We start from the raw sequence: 24,314 nt of genomic DNA on the forward strand, positions 1-24,314 counted from the left end.
TTCACCGCGCCGGTCTGCAGGTAGCGCAGACCGCCGTGGAGGAGCTTGGAGGAGGCGGAGGAGGTGGCGCCGGCGAAGTCGCCGGCGTCCACCAGTGCCACCCGCAGCCCGGATTGCGCGGCATGCCAGGCGGTCGAGATGCCCAGAATGCCGCCGCCGATCACCAGGAGGTCGTACGTCGCCTTGGAAAGGTGCTCCCGAGTCTCGGCACGGCCCGGCAGGGAGCCGGCGGCCGGATGCGTCCCCGTGGCGGGGCCGCTCTGCAGGGTGGTCATGATTCTTACTCCTCGTCCTCGAGCCAGCCCATGGTCCGCTCGACGGCCTTGAGCCAGCTCTTGTACTCACGGTCCCGCTGGGTGGCGTCCATGCGGGGGGTCCACTCGGCGGCCCGGCGCCAGTTGGCGCGCAGAGCGTCGGTGTCGGGCCAGAAGCCGACGGCCAGGCCGGCGGCGTAGGCCGCGCCGAGGCAGGTCGTCTCGGCGACCATGGGGCGCACGACCGGTGCGTCCAGGAAGTCCGAGAGGGTCTGCATCAGCAGGTTGTTGGAGGTCATGCCGCCGTCGACCTTGAGTGCGGTCAGCTCGACGCCGGAGTCCTTGGTCATGGCGTCGCTGATCTCACGGGTCTGCCAGGCGGTGGCCTCGAGCACGGCGCGCGCGATGTGCGCCTTGGTGACATAGCGGGTGAGGCCGGCGATCACACCGCGGGCGTCGGGACGCCAGTACGGGGCGAACAGTCCGGAGAAGGCCGGCACGAAGTACGCGCCGCCGTTGTCCTCGACCGACAGGGCCAGCGTCTCGATCTCGGCCGCGGAGTTGATCAGGCCCATCTGGTCGCGCATCCACTGCACGAGCGAGCCGGTGACGGCGATGGAACCTTCGAGGGCGTAGACGGCCTTCTGGTCACCGATGCGGTAACCGACCGTCGTCAGCAGCCCGTTGTAGGAGTTGACGGGCGTCTCACCGGTGTTCATCAGCATGAAGGTGCCGGTGCCGTACGTCGACTTGGCCTCGCCCTCGGCGAAACAGGTCTGGCCGAACAGGGCCGCCTGCTGGTCGCCGAGCGCGGAGGCGACGGGTACGCCGGCCAGGGCGCCGCCCTTGGCGCTGCCGTAGACCTCGGCCGAGGAGCGGATCTCGGGCAGCACCGCCGCCGGGATCTCCATGGAGCTGAGGATCTTGTCGTCCCACTCCATGGTGTGCAGGTTCATCAGCATGGTGCGCGAGGCGTTGGTGACGTCCGTGACGTGCACACCGCCGTCCGTGCCGCCGGTGAGGTTCCAGATGACCCAGGAGTCCATGGTGCCGAAGAGGATGTCGCCGCGCTCGGCGCGCTCACGCAGGCCCTCGACGTTGTCCAGCAGCCAGCGGACCTTGGGACCGGCGAAGTACGAGGCCAGCGGCAGGCCCGTCTCGCGGCGGAAGCGGTCCTGCCCCACGTTGCGGCCGAGCTCCTTGCAGAGCGCGTCGGTGCGGGTGTCCTGCCACACGAGGGCGTTGTGGACCGGCTCACCGGTGTTCTTGTCCCACAGCAGCGTGGTCTCGCGCTGGTTGGTGATGCCGATCGCCTTGACGTCGGCGGCGGTGATGCCGGCCTTCGCGACGGCAGCGTCCACCACTTCCTGCACGTTGGTCCAGATCTCGGCGGCGTCGTGCTCCACCCAGCCCGGCTTCGGGAAGATCTGCTCGTGCTCCTTCTGGTCGACGGAGACGATGCGGCCGTCCTTGTCGAAGACGATGCAGCGGCTGGAGGTGGTGCCCTGGTCGATGGCCGCGATGAACGGGCCGGTGGTGTGTGCGTCGGTCACGGAGTGCTCCTGCGGGGTCGAAGGGACGGCTTAGGCGAACGCGAGCTGGTAGATACCCGCTGCGAGGGCACCACCCGCCAGCGGGCCGACGACGGGGATCCAGGCGTAGCCCCAGTCCGACCCGCCCTTGTTGGGCAGCGGCAGCAGGGCGTGCACGATGCGCGGGCCCAGGTCACGGGCCGGGTTGATGGCGTAGCCGGTCGGGCCGCCGAGCGAGAGACCGATGCCGACGACGACGAAGGCGGTGATCAGCGCGCCGATCACACCGAGGCCCTTGCCGCTGTCGTTGAGGCCCTGGGTCAGGACGGCGAGCACCAGCACGGTGGTGCCGATGATCTCGGTCGCCAGGTTCTGCCACACCACACGGACCTCGGGACCGGTGGAGAACACTCCGAGCACGGGGCCGGCCTTGGGTGCGGCCTTCTGGTCGACCAGGCCCTCTTCCTCGGGCTGGGCCGCGAGGATCTCAGGATCGGTGAGGTGGGCGTGGAACTGCCCGTAGTAGGCGACCCAGACCAGTGCGGCACCGACCATGGCGCCGACCATCTGTCCGGCGAAGTAGACCGGGACGTTGCTCCAGTCCCCGTCCTTGATCGCGATTCCGACCGTGACCGCCGGGTTGAGATGGGCGCCGGAGAGCGTGCCCGTCATGTAGACCGCGGTCATGACCGCGAATCCCCACCCGAAGGTGATCGCCAGCCAGCCGGCGTTCTGGGCCTTCGAGCGCTTGAGTACGACGGCGGCGACCACGCCGCCACCGAGCAGGATGAGTACGGCGGTACCTATGAGCTCGCCGATGAAGATGTCGGAGCTGGACACCCGCGACTCCTTTGTCCTTCGTCCAGGGAAAGCGGACCTCGGGTCCCTCCGCGGTCCGCGCCCTCAGGTGAGAGCGTTTGTCGGCCCTGGCACTGCCACACTCTAGCGCGTATTGCCGGTAGGTGTTCGACAATGCCGACCGATGAACGGCAGTTTTGCCCTCCGGTTAACAGCGCGTCAAGGGGTGAGTGGCCGAAAACCGTATCGTTACCGATGCTGCGCTCAAAACGGTCAGAAACGCCCGGCGCCGAGGTCGCGTGACACCGAACGGGCGCAGTCCCGCACCGCCGCGATCAGCTCGGACCGCACCTCGTCGTCCTTGCACAGCCGCTCCACGGCGCCCGTGATGGCGATGGCCCCCACCGGCATCCGGCGGCGGTCGTGGATGGGGGCGGCGACGGAGGCGACGCCCTCCCAGGTCTCCTCCAGGTCGGCCGCCCACCCGCGCGCGCGGGTGTGGTCGAGCACCGACTCGAATCCGGCCAGGTCGGTGACGGTCCGCGGGGTGAAGGCCTTGCGGTCCACCTCCAGCGCCTCCGAGTGCGCCACCGGGTCGTAGGCCGACAGCACCTTGCCCAGCGCGGTGGAGTGCAGCGGCTGCATGGCCCCCACTTCCAGGACCTGGCGGCTGTCGTCCGGCCGGAAGACGTGGTGGACGATCAGCACACCGTGCTGGTGCACCACGCCGAGGTGGACGCTCTCGCCACTGGAGCGGGCCAGGTCGTCCGTCCACACGAGGGCCCGGGCCCTCAACTCGTGGACGTCGAGATAGCTGTTCCCGAGCCGCAGCAGCTCGGCCCCCAGCTGGTAGCGGCCGGACGCCGGGTCCTGCTCGACGAAGCCCTCGGCCTGGAGGGTCCGGAGGATGCCGTGCGCGGTGCCCTTGGCCAGATCCAGCGAGGAGGCGATGTCCGACAGGCCCAGCCGGCGTTCCCCGCCGGCGAGCAGTCGCAGCATCGCCGCCGCACGCTCGAGCGACTGGATATTTTTCGCCATCGCCTCGTGCCCTTCTTCACAGCGGTTCGACAATGCTGAACACTATCGGTCGATGCCGACCTTGGTGACCGCCGAGTGAGTATCTCGTGGCCGACAGGATGCGGAAAGCCCTCGCGGCCCGACCGGTCCGTCCGCGTCGTGGGACGCTCCCGCCCCGATGGGGTCCGCCCGGCTAGTCTGAAGTCCGTGCGCCCTCCACCGGGGGCGCAAAGCCGACAGCCGTCGCATCCCAGGGAGCTCATCCATGGCCTCGTCGCCGACCCCTTCCGCTGACAGCCGGACCCGAATCGAAGCCCTCCGCGAGGCCCTGGCCACGCGCGTCGTCGTCGCGGACGGCGCGATGGGCACGATGCTCCAGGCCCAGGACCCGACGCTCGAGGACTTCCAGGACCTCGAAGGCTGCAACGAGATCCTCAATGTGACGCGCCCGGACATCGTCCGCACCGTCCATTCGGCCTACTTCGAGGTGGGCGTCGACTGCGTCGAGACGAACACCTTCGGCGCGAACCTCGCCGCGCTGGGCGAGTACGACATTCCCGAGCGGGTCCACGAGCTCTCCGAGTCCGGTGCCCGCATCGCCCGCGAGGTCGCCGACGAGTTCACCGCGTCCACCGGACAGCAGCGCTGGGTGCTCGGCTCCATGGGCCCGGGCACCAAGCTGCCGACGCTGGGCCATGCCCCCTACACGAAACTGCGCGACGCCTACCAGCAGAACGCCGAGGGCATGATCGCCGGAGGCGCGGACGCCCTCCTGGTGGAGACGACCCAGGACCTCCTCCAGACGAAGGCCGCCGTCATCGGCGCCCGCCGGGCCCTGGACGCCACGGGCACGAACCTCCCCCTCATCTGCTCCGTCACGGTCGAGACGACCGGCACCATGCTTCTCGGCTCGGAGATCGGTGCCGCGCTCACCGCGCTGGAGCCGCTCGGCATCGACATGATCGGTCTGAACTGCGCCACCGGGCCGGCCGAGATGAGCGAGCACCTGCGCTATCTCGCGCGCCACTCCCGTATCCCGCTCTCCTGCATGCCGAACGCCGGTCTGCCGGTCCTGGGCAAGGACGGCGCCCACTACCCGCTGTCGGCCGGCGAACTCGCCGACGCGCAGGAGACGTTCGTGCGCGAGTACGGCCTCTCCCTCGTCGGCGGCTGCTGCGGTACGACGCCGGAGCACCTGCGCCAGGTCGTCGAGCGCGTCCGCGACCTCGCGCCGACCGACCGCAGCCCTCGCCCGGAGCCGGGCGCCGCCTCCCTGTACCAGACGGTTCCGTTCCGTCAGGACACCGCGTACATGGCGATCGGCGAGCGCACGAACGCCAACGGATCGAAGAAGTTCCGCGAGGCCATGCTGGACGCCCGCTGGGACGACTGCGTCGAGATGGCCCGCGACCAGATCCGCGAGGGCGCACACATGCTGGACCTGTGCGTCGACTACGTCGGCCGCGACGGCGTCGCCGACATGGAGGAGCTGGCGGGCCGCTTCGCCACCGCCTCCACCCTGCCGATCGTGCTCGACTCCACCGAAGTCCCGGTGATCCGGGCCGGACTGGAGAAGCTCGGCGGCCGCGCGGTCATCAACTCGGTCAACTACGAGGACGGTGACGGACCGGAGTCCCGCTTCGCCAAGGTCACCGCGCTGGCGCAGGAGCACGGCGCCGCCCTCATCGCTCTCACCATCGACGAGGAGGGCCAGGCCCGCACCGTCGAGCACAAGGTCGCCATCGCCGAGCGGCTCATCGAGGACCTCACGGGGAACTGGGGCATCCACGAGTCGGACATCCTCATCGACACCCTGACCTTCACCATCTGCACCGGTCAGGAGGAGTCCCGCAAGGACGGCATCGCCACCATCGAGGCCATCCGCGAACTCAAGCGCCGGCGCCCGGACGTGCAGACCACGCTGGGCCTGTCCAACATCTCCTTCGGCCTCAACCCGGCCGCCCGGATCCTGCTGAACTCCGTCTTCCTGGACGAGTGCGTCAAGGCGGGCCTGGACTCGGCGATCGTGCACGCGTCGAAGATCCTGCCCATCGCGCGCTTCGACGACGAGCAGGTGCAGACCGCCCTCGACCTGATCCACGACCGTCGCGCCGAGGGCTACGACCCGCTGCAGAAGCTGATGGCCCTCTTCGAAGGCGTCAACACCAAGTCGATGAAGGCGGGCAAGACCGAGGAGCTGCTCGCGCTGCCGCTGGACGAGCGGCTCAAGCGGCGCATCATCGACGGCGAGAAGAACGGCCTGGACGCGGACCTCGACGAGGCGCTCCAGGACCGGCCCGCGCTGGACATCGTGAACGACACGCTGCTGGAGGGCATGAAGGTCGTCGGTGAACTCTTCGGCTCCGGCCAGATGCAGCTGCCGTTCGTGCTCCAGTCCGCGGAGGTCATGAAGAACGCCGTCGCCTACCTCGAACCCCACATGGAGAAGACGGACGACGACGGCAAGGGCACCATCGTGCTGGCGACCGTCCGCGGCGACGTCCACGACATCGGCAAGAACCTCGTCGACATCATCCTGTCCAACAACGGCTACAACGTCGTCAACCTCGGTATCAAGCAGCCGGTCTCGGCGATCCTGGAGGCGGCGGAGGAGCACCGGGCGGATGTCATCGGCATGTCCGGCCTGCTGGTGAAGTCCACGGTGATCATGAAGGAGAACCTGGAGGAGCTCAACCAGCGCAAGATGGCCGCCGACTACCCGGTCATCCTCGGTGGTGCCGCCCTGACCCGGGCCTACGTCGAACAGGACCTCCACGAGATCTACGAGGGCGAAGTCCGCTACGCCCGCGACGCGTTCGAGGGCCTGCGGCTGATGGACGCCCTCATCGCCGTCAAGCGCGGCGTCCCCGGCGCCACGCTCCCGGACCTCAAGCAGCGCCGTGTGCGGGCCACCACGAACGCCGTCGTCGAGGACCGCCCCGAGGAAGGGGCCGTACGCTCCGACGTCGCCGTCGACAACCCGGTCCCCGAACCGCCCTTCTGGGGCACCCGGGTGATCAAGGGCATCCAGCTGAAGGAGTACGCCTCCTGGCTGGACGAGGGCGCCCTCTTCAAGGGCCAGTGGGGCCTGAAGGAGGCGCGCGCCGGTGACGGTCCCTCGTACCAGGAGCTGGTGGAGAGCGAGGGCCGGCCGCGGCTGCGGGGCTGGCTGGACCAGCTGCACACCCGCAACCTGCTGGAGGCGGCCGTGGTCTACGGCTACTTCCCCTGCGTCTCCAAGGGCGACGACCTGATCCTGCTGAACGAGGACGGCTCGGAACGCACCCGCTTCTCCTTCCCCCGCCAGCGCCGCGGCCGCCGTCTGTGTCTCGCGGACTTCTTCCGTCCGGAGGAGTCCGGCGAGCGGGACGTCGTCGGCCTCCAGGTCGTCACCGTCGGATCGAAGATCGGTGAGGCGACGGCGGAGCTCTTCGGCTCGGACTCCTATCGCGACTACCTGGAGCTGCACGGACTGTCCGTCCAGCTCGCGGAGGCGCTGGCGGAGTACTGGCACGCCCGGGTCCGCTCCGAGCTCGGCTTCGGCGGCGAGGACCCGGCGGAGGTGGAGGACATGTTCGCGCTGAAGTACCGCGGCGCACGGTTCTCGCTCGGTTACGGGGCGTGCCCGGACCTGGAGGACCGGGCGAAGATCGCCCAGCTGCTGGAGCCCGAGCGCATCGGCGTCGAGCTCTCCGAGGAGTTCCAGCTCCACCCCGAGCAGTCCACGGACGCGATCGTCATCCACCACCCGGAGGCGAAGTACTTCAACGCGCGATAGACGGCGCACAGCGCGTCACCGCGCGTTGGACGTCCTTTCCGCGCATGTTCGCCGGACGAGTCGTACACTGGTCGGTCCAGTGCAGGCCGGTCGTCTCTCCCCGCGGGAATAGCCGCAGGGAAAGGTGGCCGGCCTTCTCGTCCCTCACGGAGGTGTGCCGATGACCAGCACGGTCCCCGCGTCCTTGACCCGTACGGCGGAAGGGTCTGCCCTTCAGGCCGTTCTCCTCGACATGGACGGCACCCTCGTGGACACCGAAGGATTCTGGTGGGACGCGGAGGTGGAGGTCTTCGCGGATCTCGGTCACGAGCTCGACGAGGCATGGCGGGACGTGGTGGTCGGCGGCCCCATGACGCGCAGCGCCGGCTACCTCATCGAGGCGACGGGCGCCGACATCACCATGGCCGAGCTGACCGTGCTCCTGAACGACCGCTTCGAGGCGCGTATCGGCCGTGGTGTGCCGCTCATGCCGGGCGCGGAGCGGCTGCTCGCCGAGCTGGCCGCACAGGGGGTGCCCACCGCGCTGGTCTCCGCCTCGCACCGGCGCATCATCGACCGCGTGCTGGCCTCGCTCGGGCCGAAGAACTTCGCGCTCTCCGTCGCCGGTGACGAGGTCCCGCGGACCAAGCCGCACCCCGACCCGTACCTCCTGGCCGCACGCGGCCTCGGCGCGGAGCCCGCGAGATGCGCCGTCATCGAGGACACGGCGACCGGTGTGGCCTCGGCGGAGGCGGCCGGCTGCCGGGTGGTCGCCGTACCGTCCGTGGCGCCCATCCCGCCCGCCGTGGGCAGGGTCGTCGTCCGCTCGCTCGAAGAAGTCGACCTCGGCTTTCTGCGCACACTCATCACCACAATGAACTGATGCGTGTACGGTCCGTGTTTCTCGAAGTGTCCCGGAGTTCCCGCTGAATGCAGAGGAAACTCCGGGTGACGGTGGACCGGGGTTTTCGATGATCGCTCCGGCCCCTTTCCCGGGGCGGTCAAGGGACTCTGGCAGGTGACGTTCGTCACTGTGGGTGTCCTGGATCGGGTGCTTCCGGCCCCTCTGGCAGCCCCGCCACACCGGTCCGGCTGTGCCCTTGTGTCCGCATTGGTGGAGTGGTGTACGAAACATTCCGTGACGTGACCATCCACTCACAGGCATAACCGATCACTCAGCGAATACGGCCCAACTCGGGCCCGGTCAAGCTTTCGTGGCGTTGCCGACTAATCTCTTCGCGAGAACTTCGCCGCAACCCCGATGCGCCCCGGCGGTCGCACAACCGCCGCGAACACAGGACCGATCGTCCTGTTTCCCGGACCGTTCGAAACCGCCCCGACCGGGCGGCCGCGGCGGAGTCTCCCGTACACACCGCTGTATCCCAGTGCCGGATGAGGGAGAACGTCCAGGATGAACCGCAAGACTTTGGTGCTGCCGGCCTTGGCCGGCATGCTCGCGCCCGTGCTCGTCGCCTGCGGCAGCACGGAGGGCGGCTCCGGTGGCGGCGACGCCATCGTCGTCGGCACCACGGACCAGTTCATCGCCACCGAGGACGCTCCTGCCCCGCTCGACCCGGCCTACGCCTACGACACCGGCGCCTGGAACGTACTGCGCCAGACCGTGCAGACGCTGATGCACGCCCCGCGCGGCGGCGGCGAGCCCGTGCCGGACGCCGCCCAGTCGTGTTCCTTCACCGACAACGCGAGCGAGAGCTACCGCTGCAAGCTGCGCGACGGCCTGAAGTTCGCCGACGGCACCGACGTCACGGCCGAGGATGTGAAGTTCTCCATCCAGCGCGTGCTCGACATCGACACCGACAACGGCACCGCGGCCCTGCTGAACAACATCGACACCATCGAGACCAACGGTGACGACGAGGTCGTCTTCCACCTCGCGACGCCGGACGCGACCTTCCCCTTCAAGCTCTCGACGCCGGCCGCGGCGATCATCAGCAAGAAGAACTACGAGGCCAAGAAGCTCCGCGAGGGCTTCCAGGTCGACGGTTCCGGGCCGTACACGATGAAGACCGAGACCGAGGGTGACAAGATCACCAAGGTCGTCTTCAGCAAGAACGACTCGTACAAGGGCGACATCAAGCTCCACAACGACAAGGTCGAGCTGCGGCTGTTCCCGGACGCCGATGCGATGGGCAAGGCCCTGGAAGCCGGCGACATCGACGTCATGACGCGCGAGATGGCCCCGGAGCAGATCAAGGAGATGACGGACAGCCCGAAGGAGGGCATCGAGCTCACCGAGATGCCCGGGCTCTCCATCCGCTACCTCGCCTTCAACACCAACGACCCGTCGGTGAAGGACAAGGCGGTCCGCCAGGCCATGGCCGCTGTCGTCGACCGCGGCCAGATCGCCGGCCAGGTCTACGGCGCCACCGCCGAGCCGCTCTACTCGCTCATCCCGAAGAGCATCGGCGCGCACACCAACTCGTTCTACAACAAGTACGGCGAGCCGAGCCGTACGAACGCCGCCGAGATCCTGGACGAGGCCGGCATCAAGACGCCGGTGAAGCTGAAGCTCCACTACACGACCGACCACTACGGTGCGGGCACCGCCAAGGAGTTCGAGGTCCTCCGTGACCAGCTGAACGGCAGCAAGCTGTTCTCGGTCAGCATCGAGGGCACGGAGTGGAGCAAGTTCCGCCCCGCCCAGAAGCGCGGTGACTACCCCGTCTACGGCCTCGGCTGGTTCCCCGACTTCCCGGACCCGGACAACTACATCGCGCCGTTCCTCGACAAGGGCAACTTCCTCAACAGCCCGTACGTGAGCACCGTCGCCCGCGGCCTCATCCCGCAGTCGCGCCGCGAGGCCGACCGCACCGCGGCCTCCACCGCCTTCAACAAGATCCAGGACATCGTCGCCGACGACGTGCCCGTGCTGCCGCTGTGGCAGGGCAAGCAGTACGTCGCCGCCCGCACCGGCGTGACCGGTGTGGAGAGCCTGCTCAACGCCAGCTCCGACATGCAGCTGTGGGAGCTCGGCCGGGGCAGCGGCTCCTGACCCCCGCGGTATCCGGTGGAAACGAAAGGCGGCGGGCATCTGCCCGCCGCCTTTCGCATGTCCTGCCCCGCCCGGTCGATCGCGCGCCTCGACCGCGGTGGGGGAGCGCCTACTGTGCCCCGGGGCGCACCAGACCGCTCTCGTACGCATAGACCGCTGCCTGCACCCGGTCGCGCAGGCTCAGCTTGGTGAGCACATGGCCCACATGCGTCTTGACGGTGGTCTCGCTCACGAACAGGTCCGCCGCGATCTCCGCGTTGGACAGGCCCCGCGCGACCAGCTTGAGGACCTCCACCTCGCGCTCGGTCAGCGTGTGCAGGGTGTCCGGCACCGCCTCCTCGCCGGAGGGGAGATGGTCCGCGTACTTGTCGAGGAGCCTGCGGGTGATGCTCGGGGCCAGCATCGCCTCGCCCGCCGCGACCACCCGGATCGCCTGCACCAGCTCATTGGCGGGTGCGTCCTTCAGCAGGAAGCCGCTGGCGCCGGCCCGCAGGGCCTCCACCACGTACTCGTCGAGATCGAAAGTGGTCAGCACGAGCACCTTGGCCGGGCCGTCCCGCCCCGGACCGGTGATCTGCCGGGTCGCCTCGACCCCGTCCATCCGGGGCATCCGGATGTCCATCAGAACGACGTCGGGCTGAAGCGCCCGCACCTGGTCGAGCGCCTGAAGACCGTCCCCGGCCTCGCCGACGACCGCGATGTCCTGCTCGGCCTCCAGGATCATCCGGAAACCGGTACGCAGCAGCGGCTGGTCGTCGACCAGCAGGACGCGGATAGCCACGGGAACTCCTCTACATTCGGTCCGGGCCCATTCTGCCCTGACCATCCTCCGGCGAGTCGGCCGGGGAAATGCTCAGCGGATATACCGGGGGAGTACCGCCGAATTCCGGACACACCGCCTGGTGGTCGCACCAGCCGCACAGCTTCGTCGGCCGCGGCCGCCAGTCGCCCGTCTCCGTCGCGAGCCTGATCGCCTCCCACAGCGCCAGCAGCTTGCGCTCCATGCGCTCCAGATCCGCCGGGACCGGGTCGTAGGTGAGGACGTCACCGCTGCCCAGGTACACCAGCTGGAGCCGGCGGGGGACGACCTGCTTCAGCCGCCAGATCACCAGGGCGTAGAACTTCATCTGGAACAGCGCGCCCTCGCTGTACTCCGGGCGCGGGGCCTTGCCCGTCTTGTAGTCCACGATCCGCACCTCGCCGGTGGGCGCGACGTCCACGCGGTCGATGACACCGCGCAGCCGCAGGCCCGACTCCAGCTCGGTCTCGACGAACATCTCCCGCTCCGCCGGCTCCAGCCGCGTCGGGTCCTCCAGCGAGAACCACCGCTCCACCAGCGACTCGGCCTCGCCCAGCCAGCGCGACAGCTGCTCGCCGCCCTCGTCCGCGTCGAACAGTTCGCTGAGCTCCGGCCGGTTCTCCAGCAGCCGGTCCCACTGGCCCGGGATCAGGGCCTTCGCGCGCGGAGCGGTGCGCTCCGCGGCGGGTGCGTCGAAGAGCCGCTCCAGGACCGCATGGACCAGGGTGCCGCGCGTGGCCGCCTCGCTCGGCTTCTCGGGCAGCCTGTCGATCACCCGGAACCGGTACAGCAGGGGACACTGCATGAAGTCGCTCGCCCGCGAGGGCGACAGTGACGCGGGCTGCCGGGCCGGCATCGGCTCCTGACTCGTACTCATGACGCAGACCCTACGACCCGCCACTGACAGCGAGCGCAATACCATCGACCTCAGACCCTGAGCACTGCATGATCGAACGAACGATGCATCGGCAATCCCGCGACGAAGGGAACACGTGAACGAGGACGACACGGGCGACGAGCGCGGCCGCGCCCGGACGGACGGCGGGGGAGCCGGACCCGGTGGCGGCAAGCGGAAGCGCTCCGACGGCCCGGGCGGCGGAATCCTGATGGGCCGTCCCTTCGGTGTGCCGGTCTACGTCGCCCCCAGCTGGTTCATCGTGGCCGCCCTCATCACCTGGGTGTTCGGCGGCCAGCTCGACCGCGTGCTGCCGGAGCTCGGCGGCGCCCGCTATCTGGTCTCGCTCTTCTTCGCGGTCGCCTTCTACGCCTCCGTGCTCGTGCACGAGCTGGCGCACACCGTCGCGGCACTGCGCTTCAAGCTGCCGGTCCGCCGCATCCAGCTCCAGTTCTTCGGCGGGGTGTCGGAGATCGAGAAGGAATCGGAGACGCCGGGCCGGGAGTTCATCCTCGCCTTCGTCGGACCGCTGCTCTCACTGATCCTTGCGGCTGTCTTCTACCTGGGCATGTTCGCCGTCGATCCCGGCACGGTCCCCGGCGTCCTGCTCGCCGGGCTGATGATCTCCAACCTGATCGTCGCCGCCTTCAATCTGCTGCCCGGACTGCCGCTGGACGGCGGCCGGATGCTGCGGGCCGTCGTCTGGAAGATCACCGGCAAGCCGATGAGCGGCACCATCGCGGCCGCCTGGGTCGGCCGGGCGCTCGCCGTCGCCGTCCTCATCGGCCTCCCGTTGCTGACCCACACCGGCGCCCTCGGCAATGCCACCGAGGACATCGGCGGCATGGAGACCGTCACCGACGCCCTGCTGGCGGCGATCCTCGCGGCGATCATCTGGACCGGAGCCGGCAACAGCCTGCGCATGGCCCGGCTGCGCGAGCACCTGCCCGAGCTGGAGGCGCGCACCCTGACCAGGCGGGCCGTGCCGGTGGAGTCCACGACACCGCTCTCCGAGGCACTGCGCCGGGCCAACGAGGCCGGTGCCCGCGCCCTCGTCGTCGTGGACGGTCACGGCGACCCGACCGGCCTGGTGCGGGAGGCCGCGATCGTGGGCGTCCCCGAGCACCGCCGGCCCTGGGTCGCGGTCAGCGGACTGGCCCAGGACCTCACGGAAGGCATGCGGGTCCCCGCCGAACTGGCCGGTGAGGCACTCCTCGACCGCCTGCGCGCGACCCCCGCCACCGAGTACCTGGTGGTGGAGAAGAGCGGCGAGATCTACGGCGTCCTGTCGACGGCGGACGTCGAGCGCGCTTTCGTCGCGGCCATGGCCCGCCCCCAGGGCTGACGGCCGGCCGGGCACGACAGGGCGACAGGTTCCGGCCACTCCCGGGGCCGGCCTCGGCTCCCGGGGGTTTGTCGATCATGAGGCGGTGGCCCGGCAGCGGGCCCCCGCCGTGGTCCCCGGGCCCCGTCGGGGCCGGTAGGCTGGTCACATGTCCGAACCGACCGGTGCCGCCCGCCGACGCGGGCCCTTCAAGGTCGGGGACCAGGTCCAGCTCACCGATCCCAAGGGACGCCACTACACGTTCACGCTCGAGGCCGGGAAGAACTTTCACACCCACAAGGGGTCCTTCCCGCACGACGAGCTGATCGGCGCTCCTGAGGGCAGTGTTGTCCGTACCACGGGAAACGTCGCCTACCTCGCGCTGCGCCCCCTGCTCCCCGACTACGTCCTGTCCATGCCCCGCGGCGCCGCCGTGGTCTACCCCAAGGACGCGGGGCAGATCCTGGCCTTCGCCGACATCTTCGCCGGCGCGCGCGTCGTCGAGGCCGGGGTGGGCTCCGGCTCGCTCAGCGCCTTCCTGCTGCGCGCCATCGGCGACCACGGAATGCTGCACTCCTACGAGCGCCGCGAGGACTTCGCCGAGATCGCCCAGCAGAACGTGGAGCGCTACTTCGGCGGTCCGCACCCCGCCTGGCAGCTCACCGTGGGCGACCTCCAGGACAATCTGACCGACGCCGACGTCGACCGCGTCATCCTGGACATGCTCGCCCCCTGGGAGTGCCTGGAGGCCGTCTCCAAGGCGCTCGTCCCGGGCGGCATCCTGTGCTGCTACGTGGCGACCACCACGCAGCTCGCGCGCACGGTGGAGTCCATCCGCGAGATCGGGTGCTTCGCCGAGCCGCAGCCCTGGGAGTCCATGATCCGCAACTGGCACGTCGAGGGTCTGGCCGTCCGCCCGGACCACCGGATGATCGGCCACACCGGCTTCCTGGTCACCGCGCGCCGCCTGGCCGACGGTGTCGAGCCCCCGATGCGCCGCCGCCGGCCCGCCAAGGGCGCGTACGGCGAGGACTACGAGGGCCCCAACAAGGGCTGAGGCCGCCGGCCGGCAGGCACTCGCGGAGTGCCGGTTCCCGTGACAACGTCAGGACGCCGTCGCCGAGTTCCCCGATCGCATTCGGGAACTCGGCGGCGGCGTCTTCGCGTTGCCGCCCCCGTTCCCGCACGATTTCTTGACCTGCGCGGCAGGACCCCGCTGTTCCGCGCCACTGTGACGTATGGCACGATGCAGACCTCCCTCTCCCGCCGCCGACCCCTGGCCGGCTCCGCAGTCACAGGAGACTTCACGCGTGCAGACCTCCGCGGTCCCGGACCTCGCGCACACCCACGCCCGGCCGGTGCACTGGCTGGCCACCGCGACCGCGATGGCCGCGGTCGTCGCGGCCGCCGGACTCCTTCAGCCGAGGGCGGCGACCGCCTCACAGCCGGGGCCCCGGACGAACTCGGGCACCGCCGTGGCGGCCGCTCCCGCCCCCGATCCGGCCGCGGTCGAGCTGCCGCTGCGGTGCGGCTCCGTGAAGCCCCTCGTCACCGCGCGCGCCTCCGGCGACCTGGACGGCGACGGCAACCCCGAGACGGTGGTGGCGGCCCGCTGCGACGCGGGCTCCGGGACCCCGCCGAGCGGCGTCTACGTCCTGGCCGGTGCCCGGGGCGCGGGCCCCAGGGTGGTGGCCACGCTCGTGGAGCCCGCGCAGAAGCTCAGCGTGGGGGACTTCGCCGTGCGTGACGGAGCGATCACCGCCACCCTGCTCGGCTACTCCGCGCCGGACGTGCCGAGCTGCTGCCCCGACGTGCAGGAGAAGGTCAAGTGGCGGTGGCAGGGCGGTAAGTTCGTTCGCTCCGCGCAAAACTCGGCAGCGGGTGCGTGATCCGGCACGCTGAGTGTCCGCCGCCGAGCAGCCGGTGGATGATCCGTCACGGTGCGTCGGGGCCGTAGACCTCGACCCTGTCCGAAACGCGGCGTACATGGATGCAGTCGCCCGGGCACTCCTTGGCGGAGTCCACGACGTCGTTCAGCAGCGGCAGCGGTACGGGGGTTGTGGCGCCGGGGTTCTGCAGCAGTTCGTCGTCCCCGCTCTTCACATACGCGAGCCCGTCGATGTCGAGCTCGAAGACCTCCGGGGCGTACTGCGCGCAGATCCCGTCCCCGGTGCAGAGGTCCTGGTCGATCCAGACCTCCAGGGCGTCTGCGGTGCCTTCGGGCGGAGCCTCGTGCTGCACGGTCATTTCTCCTGCCGTTTCCTTCGTCGGGTGTAGCAATGTGAAGCAAGTCGCGCCAGCCCTGACGGGTGTTGAACACTTCGACGATACCTCCGGCCGCTTTCCGATGTTGATGGGTGGGTATTCCCCTGGCGTGAGGGAGAGCGCAAGGGTGAAGATCGGACACACCCCTACCGTCTTTGTGATCTAGGGGTTTCAATCACCACCCGCCCAGGTAGGGTCAGGAAGCGTCCAGCTCCCCTTGGAGGAGGTGAGGACCGTGGCAGCCCACGACGACGACATCAACCGCGGCATCCGGCCGGGGCGAGGGTCTGAGGACCCCGCCGGTCAGGTTGCCTATCTCGAGCAGGAAATCGCCGTCCTGCGCCGCAAGCTCGCCGACTCTCCGCGTCATACGAGGATTCTCGAAGAGCGGATCGTCGAGTTGCAGACGAACCTGGCCGGCGTGTCCGCTCAGAACGAGCGGCTCGCCAACACGCTCCGTGAGGCCCGCGACCAGATCGTGGCCCTCAAGGAGGAGGTCGACCGGCTCGCGCAGCCGCCGGCCGGCTTCGGTGTCTTCCTGCAGGCCATCGAGGACGGCACGTGCGACATCTTCACCGGGGGCCGCAAGCTCCGGGTGAACGTCAGCCCCAGCGTCGAGCTCGACGAGCTCCGGCGCGGCCAGGAAGTCATGCTCAACGAAGCGCTCAATGTGGTCGAGGCCATGGAGTTCGAGCGCGCCGGGGACATCGTCACCCTCAAGGAGATCCTCGAGGACGGCGAGCGTGCCCTGGTGGTCGGGCACACCGACGAGGAACGGGTGGTGCGGCTCGCCGAGCCGCTGCTGGACATCACCATCCGCGCCGGTGACGCCCTCCTGCTCGAACCCCGCTCCGGCTACGTCTACGAAGTGGTTCCCAAGAGCGAGGTCGAAGAGCTCGTCCTCGAAGAGGTCCCGGACGTCGACTACGAGAAGATCGGCGGTCTGGGCGGCCAGATCGAGATGATCCGCGACGCGGTCGAGCTCCCGTACCTCTATCCGGACCTCTTCAAGGAGCACGAACTGCGGCCGCCGAAGGGCATCCTGCTCTACGGCCCGCCCGGCTGCGGCAAGACGCTGATCGCCAAGGCCGTCGCCAACTCCCTTGCCAAGAAGGTCGCCGAGGTGACCGGCCAGCCCGCGGGGAAGAGCTACTTCCTCAACATCAAGGGCCCCGAGCTCCTCAACAAGTACGTGGGCGAGACCGAGCGGCACATCCGCCTCGTCTTCCAGCGTGCCCGTGAGAAGGCCAGCGAGGGCACCCCCGTCATCGTCTTCTTCGACGAGATGGAGTCCCTCTTCCGCACCCGTGGCTCCGGTGTCAGCTCGGACGTGGAGAACACCATCGTCCCGCAGCTGCTCGCCGAGATCGACGGTGTGGAGGGCCTGGAGAACGTCATCGTCATCGGCGCCTCCAACCGCGAGGACATGATCGACCCCGCGATCCTGCGCCCCGGCCGCCTCGATGTGAAGATCAAGATCGAGCGTCCGGACGCGGAGGCCGCGAAGGACATCTTCGCGAAGTACCTCACGTCCTCGCTGCCGCTGCACGCGGACGACCTCTCCGAGCACAGCGGGTCCAAGGACGCCGCGGCGCACGCGATGATCCAGTCGGTCGTCGAGCAGATGTACGCGGAGACCGAGGAGAACCGCTTCCTCGAGGTCACGTACGCCAACGGCGACAAGGAAGTCCTGTACTTCAAGGACTTCAACTCCGGCGCGATGATCCAGAACATCGTCGACCGGGCCAAGAAGATGGCCATCAAGGCCTTCCTCGACCAGAACCAGAAGGGCCTCCGGGTCTCCCACCTCCTCCAGGCATGCGTGGACGAGTTCAAGGAGAACGAGGACCTGCCGAACACCACCAACCCGGACGACTGGGCCCGGATCTCCGGAAAGAAGGGCGAGCGGATCGTCTTCATCCGCACCCTCGTCACCGGAAAGCAGGGCGCGGACACCGGACGTTCCATCGACACGGTGGCGAACACCGGCCAGTACCTGTAGAAGGCAGACCGGCTGCGGATGCTGGAGGTCCCCCCGCCGAAGGGCAGGGGGACGGGCATCCGCAGCCGGTTGCTTTCGCGACAGGTTCGGCCACACCGGAGCAATGACGAAATTGATCTCCCCACCAGCGCAGAGGCGTTCTAGGCTCGTCGGTACCGCCGAGTCGCGCAGTGCGGGGACGGGCACCGCACACGCACCGGAGCTACAGCGGTACTTGAGCGCCGTTCCCGGAGGGGAGCGCCGCCGGGCAAGGAGGGCCGCATGACCGTACGGCGAGTAATGGGCATCGAGACGGAGTACGGCATCTCCGTTCCGGGCCACCCGAACGCCAATGCCATGCTCACCTCGTCCCAGATCGTCAACGCCTACGCGGCGGCGATGCACAGGGCGCGGCGCGCCCGCTGGGACTTCGAGGAGGAGAATCCGCTGCGGGACGCCCGCGGCTTCGACCTCGCCCGCGAGGCCGCCGACTCCAGTCAGCTCACGGACGAGGACATCGGCCTGGCCAATGTGATCCTCACGAACGGTGCCCGGCTGTACGTCGACCACGCGCACCCCGAGTACAGCTCGCCCGAGATCACCAATCCGCGTGATGCCGTCCTGTGGGACAAGGCCGGCGAGCGGATCATGGCCGAGGCCGCCGAGCGCGCGGCCCAGCTCCCCGGCGCCCAGCCGATCCACCTGTACAAGAACAACACCGACAACAAGGGCGCCTCCTACGGGACGCACGAGAACTACCTGATGAAGCGGGAGACCCCGTTCTCGGACATCGTGCGCCACCTGACGCCGTTCTTCGTCTCGCGCCAGGTCGTCACCGGCGCGGGCCGGGTCGGCATCGGCCAGGACGGTCACGAGCACGGGTTCCAGATCAGCCAGCGCGCGGACTACTTCGAGGTCGAGGTCGGCCTGGAGACCACGCTGAAGCGGCCCATCATCAACACCCGCGACGAGCCCCACTCCGACGCGGAGAAGTACCGCCGCCTGCATGTGATCATCGGCGACGCGAACCTGTCGGAGATCTCGACCTATCTGAAGCTGGGCACCACGGCCCTGGTGCTCTCCATGATCGAGGACGGCTTCATCGCTGTCGACCTGGCGGTCGAGCAGCCGGTCCGCACCCTGCACCAGGTCTCGCACGACCCGACGCTCAAGCGCCTGGTCACGCTGCGCAGCGGCCGGACACTCACCGCCGTCCAGCTCCAGATGGAGTACTTCGAGCTGGCCCGGAAGTACGTGGAGGAGCGCTTCGGGGCCGATGCCGACGAGCAGACCAAGGACGTCCTGATCCGCTGGGAGGACACCCTCAACCGGCTCGAGAACGACCCGATGAGCCTCTCGGGAGAGCTGGACTGGGTCGCCAAGAAGGAGCTCATGGAGGGCTACCGCCGGCGCGACAGCCTGGGCTGGGACGCGGCCAGGCTCCACCTCGTGGACCTCCAGTACGCCGACGTACGGCACGACAAGGGCCTCTACAACCGTCTGGCGGCCCGCGGGAAGATGAAGCGCCTCCTCGACGAGCAGGACGTCGTACGGGCCGGGACGAAGCCTCCTGAGGACACCCGGGCCTATTTCCGCGGCCGCTGCCTGGAGCAGTACGCGGACGACGTCGCCGCGGCCTCCTGGGACTCGGTCATCTTCGATCTCCCCGGCCGTGACTCTCTGCAACGGGTACCCACGCTGGAACCGCTGCGGGGTACTCGCAACCACGTCAAGGAGCTGCTGGACCGGTGCCGCACCGCGGAAGACCTGGTCCGGGTGCTGTCCGGAGGCTGAAATGGGTCGCGTACGGGAATCATCGAGGTGGTCCCCGGACGTTGAGCAAAGTGCGGGGCCGATGTCGGACCCTGCTTGTAGGGTCTGATCTTGACCGAACGAACTCACGTCAGGGCAAACCGAGCGGGGTGAGGGACATGGCGACCAAGGACACCGGCGGCGGGCAGCAGAAGGCCACACGTTCGACGGAGGAGGTCGAGGAGCAGGCGCAGGACGCGCAGTCCTCGGAGGACCTCAAGGAGCGACAGGAGAAGCTGTCCGACGACGTCGACTCCGTACTGGACGAGATCGACGACGTCCTCGAGGAGAACGCCGAGGACTTCGTGCGTTCCTTCGTCCAAAAGGGCGGAGAGTAACCGCGGTTGTCCGTCCTGGTGCTGTGGGCGAAAGCCGGTGGCACCGGGGCGGATGACCGGCGACGGCGCGGGTAATGTCCGTGCACAGTTCGAAAGATCGGCCCGCGCCCGACATGGCGGGCCGCCGCCAATCCGGAAGGAAACGCGTGGAAGCCAACCCTCGTAGCACCGGGCGTCTGCCGGCAGCCTTCCTGACGCCCGGGTCCTCCTCGTTCATGGACTTCCTGGGCTCGCACTCACCGGAGATGCTTCCCGGGAAGCGCACCCTGCCGCCTCTGCAGGGCGCGATCGAGGCGCCGCACGGCACGACCATCGTCGCGACCACGTTCCCCGGCGGTGTGGTGCTCGCCGGTGACCGCCGGGCCACGATGGGCAACATGATCGCGCAGCGCGACATCGAGAAGGTCTTCCCGGCCGACGAGTACTCGGCCGTGGGCATCGCCGGCACCGCCGGCCTCGCGGTGGAGATGGTCAAGCTCTTCCAGCTGGAGCTCGAGCACTTCGAGAAGGTGGAGGGCGCCCAGCTCTCCCTGGAGGGCAAGGCCAACCGGCTCTCCACCATGATCCGCAGCAACCTCGGCATGGCCATGCAGGGCCTCGCCGTGGTCCCGCTCTTCGCGGGGTACGACGTGGACCGCGAGAAGGGCCGCATCTTCTCCTACGACGTCACCGGCGGCCGCTCCGAGGAGCACGGCTTCGCCGCCACCGGCTCGGGCTCCATCTTCGCCCGCGGGGCGATGAAGAAGCTCTACCGCGACGATCTGACGGAGCAGCAGGCCACCACCCTGGTCATCCAGGCGCTGTACGACGCGGCGGACGACGACTCGGCGACCGGCGGACCCGACGTGGCCCGGCGGATCTACCCCATCGTCACCGTCATCACGGACGAGGGCTTCCGCAGGCTCGGGGACGACGAGTCCGCCGAGATCGCCCGCGCGATCCTGGAGCGCCGTCTGGAGCAGCCCGACGGCCCGCGCGCCGCGCTGCTCTGATGCTCCCCCAGCCACCGCAGGGCAGTGCCTTCACGCCAATGACAGAAAGGGACGGATAGCCGGTGTCGACGCCGTTCTATGTCTCACCCCAGCAGGCCATGGCCGACCGGGCGGAATACGCCCGCAAGGGCATCGCCCGTGGTCGCAGCCTTGTTGTGCTGCAGTACACCGACGGCATCGTCTTCGTCGGTGAGAACCCGTCCCGCGCGCTGCACAAGTTCAGCGAGATCTACGACCGGATCGGCTTCGCCGCCGCCGGCAAGTACAACGAGTACGAGAACCTCCGCATCGGCGGTGTGCGCTACGCCGACCTCCGCGGATACACCTACGACCGCGACGATGTGACGGCCCGAGGGCTGGCCAACGTCTATGCCCAGACGCTGGGCACCATCTTCTCCAGCGCGGCCGAGAAGCCCTACGAGGTGGAACTGGTCGTCGCCGAGGTGGGTGCCACCGCTGACGGCGACCAGATCTACCGGCTGCCGCACGACGGATCGATCGTGGACGAGCACGGCTCGGTCGCGGTCGGCGGCAACGCCGAGCAGATCAGCACCTATCTCGACCAGCGGCACCGCGAGGGCATGTCCCTGGCGGAGGCGCTGAAGCTGGCCGTACAGGCCCTGTCCAACCAGACCAACGGCAACGACCGGGAGATCCCGGCGGAGCGCCTCGAGGTGGCGGTCCTGGACCGCACACGGCCGCAGCAGCGGAAGTTCAAGCGCATCGTCGGCCGGCAGCTGTCCCGGCTGCTGGAGGCGGACGGTGCCGCCTCCACCCCGACCGACGCACCGTCGGACGAGGAGTCGACGGAGGACGGCGAGGAGTAGCCCGCCTGCCTCTGCGACGACACGACGACCGACTGCGCCCCGGACCCCGCCCGTGCGGACCGGGGCGCAGCCCTGCGTGGGGCGTTGGTGCCGCCCTGGCGTGCCCGGCTCAGGCGGGTGACGGGGTGGCGGCAGCGCGCGCGGTGGAGCCGCGGGTGACGAGTTCGACCGGCAGCCCGCCCTCCTCCGGGAGCCGTCCGGTGAGGACGGCGAGCAGGGCGGACATACCGCGCTCGCCGACCCGTTCCGCCGGCAGCCGGACGGTGGTGAGCTCCGGTTCCACGGCGGTGGCGAGGGCGAGGTCGTCGAACCCGGTGACCGAGACGTCCTCGGGCACCCGCAGCCCCAGCCGGCGTACGGCCTTGCAGGCTCCGGCGGCCAGGACGTCGTCGTCGCAGATCAGCGCGGTGGGGCGGGGCCCGGGGCCGGTGAGGGCCGCTTCCGCGGCCTGACGGGCGCCGCCGACGTCGAGCGGCGCCGGCACGGTGGTGACGACCGCGTCGGGAACGGCGCCCAGCGCCTCTGCGAGGGCCGCCGCTCGTACGTCGAAGGTCCAGGACGAGACGGCCGAGGCGAGGTGGACGAAGCGTCGGTGACCGAGCGTCAGCAGATGGTCCGTCACCTGTCGCATGCCGTCGGCGATGTCCAGGTTCACATGGGCCGCCGCCCCCGGGTCGGACGGGTCGCTGTCCAGCATGACCAGCGGGAGGTCCGTGCCACGGATCTCGGTGAGGGCTTCGGCGGCCATGGAGGAGGCGATCACGCCGTCCAGGGCCGCGCGGGCGGACGCGAAGGGGTCCCTGGCGGGGCCGACGCCGTCGGGGGAGGGGTAGAGGACCACACCGAAGCCGTGCTCGGCGGCCACGCGGGCGGCGCCGGTGTAGACCCGGGCGAAGAACTCGTTGGTGAGGGCGGGCACGACGAGCAGGGCGGTCCTGGTCCGCCCGAGCCGCAGATTCCGTGCGGCGAGATTGGGCCGGTACCCGAGTTCCCGGGCGACGTCCCGCACCGTGGCGGCGGTCCGCTCGGAGACCCGGCCCCGCCACTTGTCCCCGAGCACGAGCGACACGGTGGCCTGCGAGACCCCGGCGACGCGTGCGACGTCCCGGCTGGTGGGCCGTGCGCCGCCGGGCTCCGCCTCGGAGCCCGCGGACCGGCCACTCGCCTGCGCGAGGGCCTGCGCCCCCGGCTCAGTGGATCCCGGTGTCGCCGCGGGCGCGGTCGCTCCCCCCGCCCCGCCCGCCGGCGGCGAACCGCGGCGAGGGGCGCGTCCCTCGGGTCCCTGTGACATCGATCGCCGTCCTCGCACCGCTCGTCCGCCGGGTCCGCACCCGTCCGCGAGGGCGGAGCGGTAGACCCGCGGACTGTCGACATGGTACGTATGACGCCGTACGTTATACGTAAAACCTCGGCACAGGCCGAGAGGAGAGGAGCGGCAATGGCCGCGGGAGCCACGGGCTACGCAGACATACTCAAGGCCCCGCACGCCGCCCGGCTGCTGGCCGGGACGCTCGTGGGGCGGCTGCCGAACGCCACCGCCCCCGTCGCCGTCGTGCTGTTCACCCGGGCCGAGGGTGGGAGCTACACCCTCGCCGGCGGGCTCGCCGCCGTGTACGGCATCGCCACCGCCATCGGCCAGCCGCTCCTCGGACGGGCCGTCGACCTGCACGGGCAGCCGCGCGTCCAGCTGCCCGCGGCCGTCGTCTCCGCCCTCGGCATGGTCCTGCTGGCCCTCGCCGGGATCGGCTCCCTGCCACTGGCCTACGCGGCCGTCGCCGTCGCCGGCCTCTTCACCCCGCCGCTCGAAGGCGGTCTGCGGGCCCTGTGGCCGAGCGTGCTGGGCCGCGAGGACCGCGTACACCGGGCGTACGCCATGGACGCCGTGGCCCAGGAGGTGATGTTCACCGTCGGCCCGCTGCTGGTCACCCTGCTCGTCGCCGTCTGGTCGGCCGGGGCCGGTCTCTTCGTCATCAACCTCATCGGCGTACTCGGCGCCCTCTCCGTCGTCCTGTCGGAGCCCTCCCGCACCTGGCGCTCGGCGCCCCGTGAGGCCCACTGGCTCGGCGCCCTGCGCTCCCCGGGGCTGCTGGCGCTGCTCGGGGCGTTCTTCTTCGTCGGTCTCGCCCTCGGCTCCATCACGGTCGCCGGAGTCGCGTACGCGGACGACCACGGCCAGGAGTCGGTCTACGGCTGGCTCATGGCCGCGCTCGGCCTCGGCGCGCTGATCGGCGGCGTGGCCTACGGCGCGCGCCAGTGGACCGGGGCCCCCGAGCGCCGGCTGCGGGTCATCGTCGCCCTGCTCGCGCTCGGCTACCTGCCGCTCGTGCTCACCCCCGGTGTCGTCGCCATGACCGCCCTGTGCGCCCTGGCCGGCGTCTTCCTCGCCCCCGCGATCGCCTGCGCCTTCATCGTCGTCGACCGGCACGCGCCGACCGGCACCGTCACGGAGGCCTTCTCCTGGCTGGTGACGACGTTCGGCGTCGGCGCTGCCGTCGGCACCGCGGTCGCGGGCCCGGCCGTCGAGCTCGGCGGCACGGCGTGGAGCTTCGCCGTCGCCGGGGCGGGCGGAATAGCCGCTCTTCTGGTTCTGATGACCACTCAGCGGGTCCTCGCAGTTCCCGGGCGTACCAAGGAGATGGCGCGCTCATCGGAAAATGATCGAAACGGTGCTGCCGAACCCGGTTTCAGCTCAGGCCGTGAGGCGTAATGT

The 24,314-nt window shown here is 69.7% G+C and carries 20 protein-coding genes; 12 read left to right on the top strand and 8 right to left on the bottom strand.

Annotated elements, in window-relative coordinates; all coding sequences use genetic code 11:
- From ACFWU3_RS17105 to ACFWU3_RS17120, 4 genes are all read right to left on the bottom strand, one after another.
- A partial coding sequence (locus ACFWU3_RS17105) for an FAD-dependent oxidoreductase (RefSeq protein ID WP_384437522.1) occupies positions 1 to 275 on the bottom strand: 275 nt, incomplete at its 3' end.
- 5 nt (positions 276 to 280) lie between these two features.
- Complete coding sequence (gene glpK, locus ACFWU3_RS17110; RefSeq protein ID WP_313947308.1) at positions 281 to 1,807, bottom strand: glycerol kinase GlpK; 1,527 nt, start codon at positions 1,805 to 1,807, stop codon at positions 281 to 283.
- Between the two features lie 30 nt (positions 1,808 to 1,837).
- Positions 1,838 to 2,626 carry an MIP/aquaporin family protein gene (locus tag ACFWU3_RS17115; RefSeq protein ID WP_384437526.1) on the bottom strand — a complete coding sequence of 263 codons (789 nt, stop codon included), beginning with the start codon at positions 2,624 to 2,626 and terminating at the stop codon, positions 1,838 to 1,840.
- A gap of 231 nt (positions 2,627 to 2,857) precedes the next feature.
- Positions 2,858 to 3,622 carry an IclR family transcriptional regulator gene (locus tag ACFWU3_RS17120; RefSeq protein WP_384437529.1) on the bottom strand — a complete coding sequence of 255 codons (765 nt, stop codon included), beginning with the start codon at positions 3,620 to 3,622 and terminating at the stop codon, positions 2,858 to 2,860.
- Between the two features lie 244 nt (positions 3,623 to 3,866).
- Between ACFWU3_RS17120 and metH the strand changes: the two genes are divergently transcribed.
- From metH to ACFWU3_RS17135, 3 genes are all read left to right on the top strand, one after another.
- Positions 3,867 to 7,379: a methionine synthase gene (metH, locus tag ACFWU3_RS17125; RefSeq protein ID WP_313947311.1), complete on the top strand. Its 3,513-nt coding sequence runs from the start codon at positions 3,867 to 3,869 to the stop codon at positions 7,377 to 7,379.
- Positions 7,380 to 7,539: 160 nt separating this feature from the next.
- Positions 7,540 to 8,241, top strand: a complete 702-nt coding sequence (locus ACFWU3_RS17130) for an HAD family phosphatase (protein ID WP_313947312.1) — start codon at positions 7,540 to 7,542, stop codon at positions 8,239 to 8,241.
- 528 nt (positions 8,242 to 8,769) lie between these two features.
- Positions 8,770 to 10,371, top strand: a complete 1,602-nt coding sequence (locus ACFWU3_RS17135) for an ABC transporter substrate-binding protein (RefSeq protein ID WP_384437533.1) — start codon at positions 8,770 to 8,772, stop codon at positions 10,369 to 10,371.
- A gap of 109 nt (positions 10,372 to 10,480) precedes the next feature.
- Here the strand turns inward: ACFWU3_RS17135 and ACFWU3_RS17140 are convergent, their stop codons facing one another.
- Complete coding sequence (locus ACFWU3_RS17140; protein ID WP_313947314.1) at positions 10,481 to 11,152, bottom strand: response regulator transcription factor; 672 nt, start codon at positions 11,150 to 11,152, stop codon at positions 10,481 to 10,483.
- Between the two features lie 10 nt (positions 11,153 to 11,162).
- Complete coding sequence (locus ACFWU3_RS17145) at positions 11,163 to 12,047, bottom strand: RecB family exonuclease (protein ID WP_384437536.1); 885 nt, start codon at positions 12,045 to 12,047, stop codon at positions 11,163 to 11,165.
- A gap of 115 nt (positions 12,048 to 12,162) precedes the next feature.
- Between ACFWU3_RS17145 and ACFWU3_RS17150 the strand changes: the two genes are divergently transcribed.
- From ACFWU3_RS17150 to ACFWU3_RS17160, 3 genes are all read left to right on the top strand, one after another.
- The gene (locus ACFWU3_RS17150; RefSeq protein WP_384437539.1) at positions 12,163 to 13,410 is read left to right on the top strand and encodes a site-2 protease family protein; all 1,248 of its coding nucleotides are present in this window, start codon (positions 12,163 to 12,165) and stop codon (positions 13,408 to 13,410) included.
- 148 nt (positions 13,411 to 13,558) lie between these two features.
- Entirely contained in the window at positions 13,559 to 14,446 is an 888-nt protein-coding gene (locus ACFWU3_RS17155; RefSeq protein ID WP_142216178.1) for a tRNA (adenine-N1)-methyltransferase, read from the top strand.
- Between the two features lie 253 nt (positions 14,447 to 14,699).
- Entirely contained in the window at positions 14,700 to 15,278 is a 579-nt protein-coding gene (locus ACFWU3_RS17160) for a hypothetical protein (RefSeq protein ID WP_384437542.1), read from the top strand.
- Between the two features lie 46 nt (positions 15,279 to 15,324).
- Here ACFWU3_RS17160 and ACFWU3_RS17165 read toward each other — a convergent pair whose 3' ends face one another.
- Positions 15,325 to 15,636, bottom strand: a complete 312-nt coding sequence (locus tag ACFWU3_RS17165; RefSeq protein WP_313947318.1) for a ferredoxin — start codon at positions 15,634 to 15,636, stop codon at positions 15,325 to 15,327.
- A gap of 253 nt (positions 15,637 to 15,889) precedes the next feature.
- On the opposite strand from ACFWU3_RS17165, the gene arc reads away from it, so the two are divergent.
- From arc to prcA, 5 genes are all read left to right on the top strand, one after another.
- A complete protein-coding gene (gene arc / locus ACFWU3_RS17170) occupies positions 15,890 to 17,656 on the top strand; it encodes a proteasome ATPase (protein WP_340472208.1) in 1,767 nt (588 codons plus the stop codon).
- A gap of 261 nt (positions 17,657 to 17,917) precedes the next feature.
- Positions 17,918 to 19,429 (top strand): depupylase/deamidase Dop, encoded by a 1,512-nt coding sequence (gene dop, locus ACFWU3_RS17175; RefSeq protein WP_384437547.1) that lies wholly within the window; start codon positions 17,918 to 17,920, stop codon positions 19,427 to 19,429.
- Positions 19,430 to 19,566: 137 nt separating this feature from the next.
- Positions 19,567 to 19,785, top strand: coding sequence for a ubiquitin-like protein Pup (locus ACFWU3_RS17180; RefSeq protein WP_037651273.1), 219 nt, complete (start codon positions 19,567 to 19,569; stop codon positions 19,783 to 19,785).
- Between the two features lie 146 nt (positions 19,786 to 19,931).
- Positions 19,932 to 20,777, top strand: coding sequence for a proteasome subunit beta (prcB, locus tag ACFWU3_RS17185; protein ID WP_313947320.1), 846 nt, complete (start codon positions 19,932 to 19,934; stop codon positions 20,775 to 20,777).
- Positions 20,778 to 20,839: 62 nt separating this feature from the next.
- A complete protein-coding gene (gene prcA / locus ACFWU3_RS17190; RefSeq protein ID WP_313947321.1) occupies positions 20,840 to 21,604 on the top strand; it encodes a proteasome subunit alpha in 765 nt (254 codons plus the stop codon).
- Between the two features lie 109 nt (positions 21,605 to 21,713).
- Here prcA and ACFWU3_RS17195 read toward each other — a convergent pair whose 3' ends face one another.
- Positions 21,714 to 22,895: a LacI family DNA-binding transcriptional regulator gene (locus tag ACFWU3_RS17195; RefSeq protein WP_384437552.1), complete on the bottom strand. Its 1,182-nt coding sequence runs from the start codon at positions 22,893 to 22,895 to the stop codon at positions 21,714 to 21,716.
- 147 nt (positions 22,896 to 23,042) lie between these two features.
- Between ACFWU3_RS17195 and ACFWU3_RS17200 the strand changes: the two genes are divergently transcribed.
- Positions 23,043 to 24,311: an MFS transporter gene (locus tag ACFWU3_RS17200; RefSeq protein WP_384437555.1), complete on the top strand. Its 1,269-nt coding sequence runs from the start codon at positions 23,043 to 23,045 to the stop codon at positions 24,309 to 24,311.
- Positions 24,312 to 24,314 lie beyond the last annotated feature (3 nt).

Source organism: Streptomyces sp. NPDC058685 (assembly GCF_042714725.1).
Lineage (GTDB): Bacteria > Actinomycetota > Actinomycetes > Streptomycetales > Streptomycetaceae > Streptomyces.

What these genes read in the sequence shown, in the direction of transcription:
- ACFWU3_RS17155 (WP_142216178.1), top strand. Translation starts at nt 13,559, where the DNA reads ATGTCCGAACCGACCGGTGCCGCCCGCCGACGCGGGCCCTTCAAGGTC.
- ACFWU3_RS17195 (WP_384437552.1), bottom strand. Translation starts at nt 22,895, where the DNA reads ATGTCACAGGGACCCGAGGGACGCGCCCCTCGCCGCGGTTCGCCGCCG.
- ACFWU3_RS17120 (WP_384437529.1), bottom strand. Translation starts at nt 3,622, where the DNA reads ATGGCGAAAAATATCCAGTCGCTCGAGCGTGCGGCGGCGATGCTGCGA.
- ACFWU3_RS17165 (WP_313947318.1), bottom strand. Translation starts at nt 15,636, where the DNA reads ATGACCGTGCAGCACGAGGCTCCGCCCGAAGGCACCGCAGACGCCCTG.
- ACFWU3_RS17130 (WP_313947312.1), top strand. Translation starts at nt 7,540, where the DNA reads ATGACCAGCACGGTCCCCGCGTCCTTGACCCGTACGGCGGAAGGGTCT.
- ACFWU3_RS17200 (WP_384437555.1), top strand. Translation starts at nt 23,043, where the DNA reads ATGGCCGCGGGAGCCACGGGCTACGCAGACATACTCAAGGCCCCGCAC.
- metH (WP_313947311.1), top strand. Translation starts at nt 3,867, where the DNA reads ATGGCCTCGTCGCCGACCCCTTCCGCTGACAGCCGGACCCGAATCGAA.
- ACFWU3_RS17135 (WP_384437533.1), top strand. Translation starts at nt 8,770, where the DNA reads ATGAACCGCAAGACTTTGGTGCTGCCGGCCTTGGCCGGCATGCTCGCG.
- ACFWU3_RS17145 (WP_384437536.1), bottom strand. Translation starts at nt 12,047, where the DNA reads ATGAGTACGAGTCAGGAGCCGATGCCGGCCCGGCAGCCCGCGTCACTG.
- dop (WP_384437547.1), top strand. Translation starts at nt 17,918, where the DNA reads ATGACCGTACGGCGAGTAATGGGCATCGAGACGGAGTACGGCATCTCC.
- ACFWU3_RS17180 (WP_037651273.1), top strand. Translation starts at nt 19,567, where the DNA reads ATGGCGACCAAGGACACCGGCGGCGGGCAGCAGAAGGCCACACGTTCG.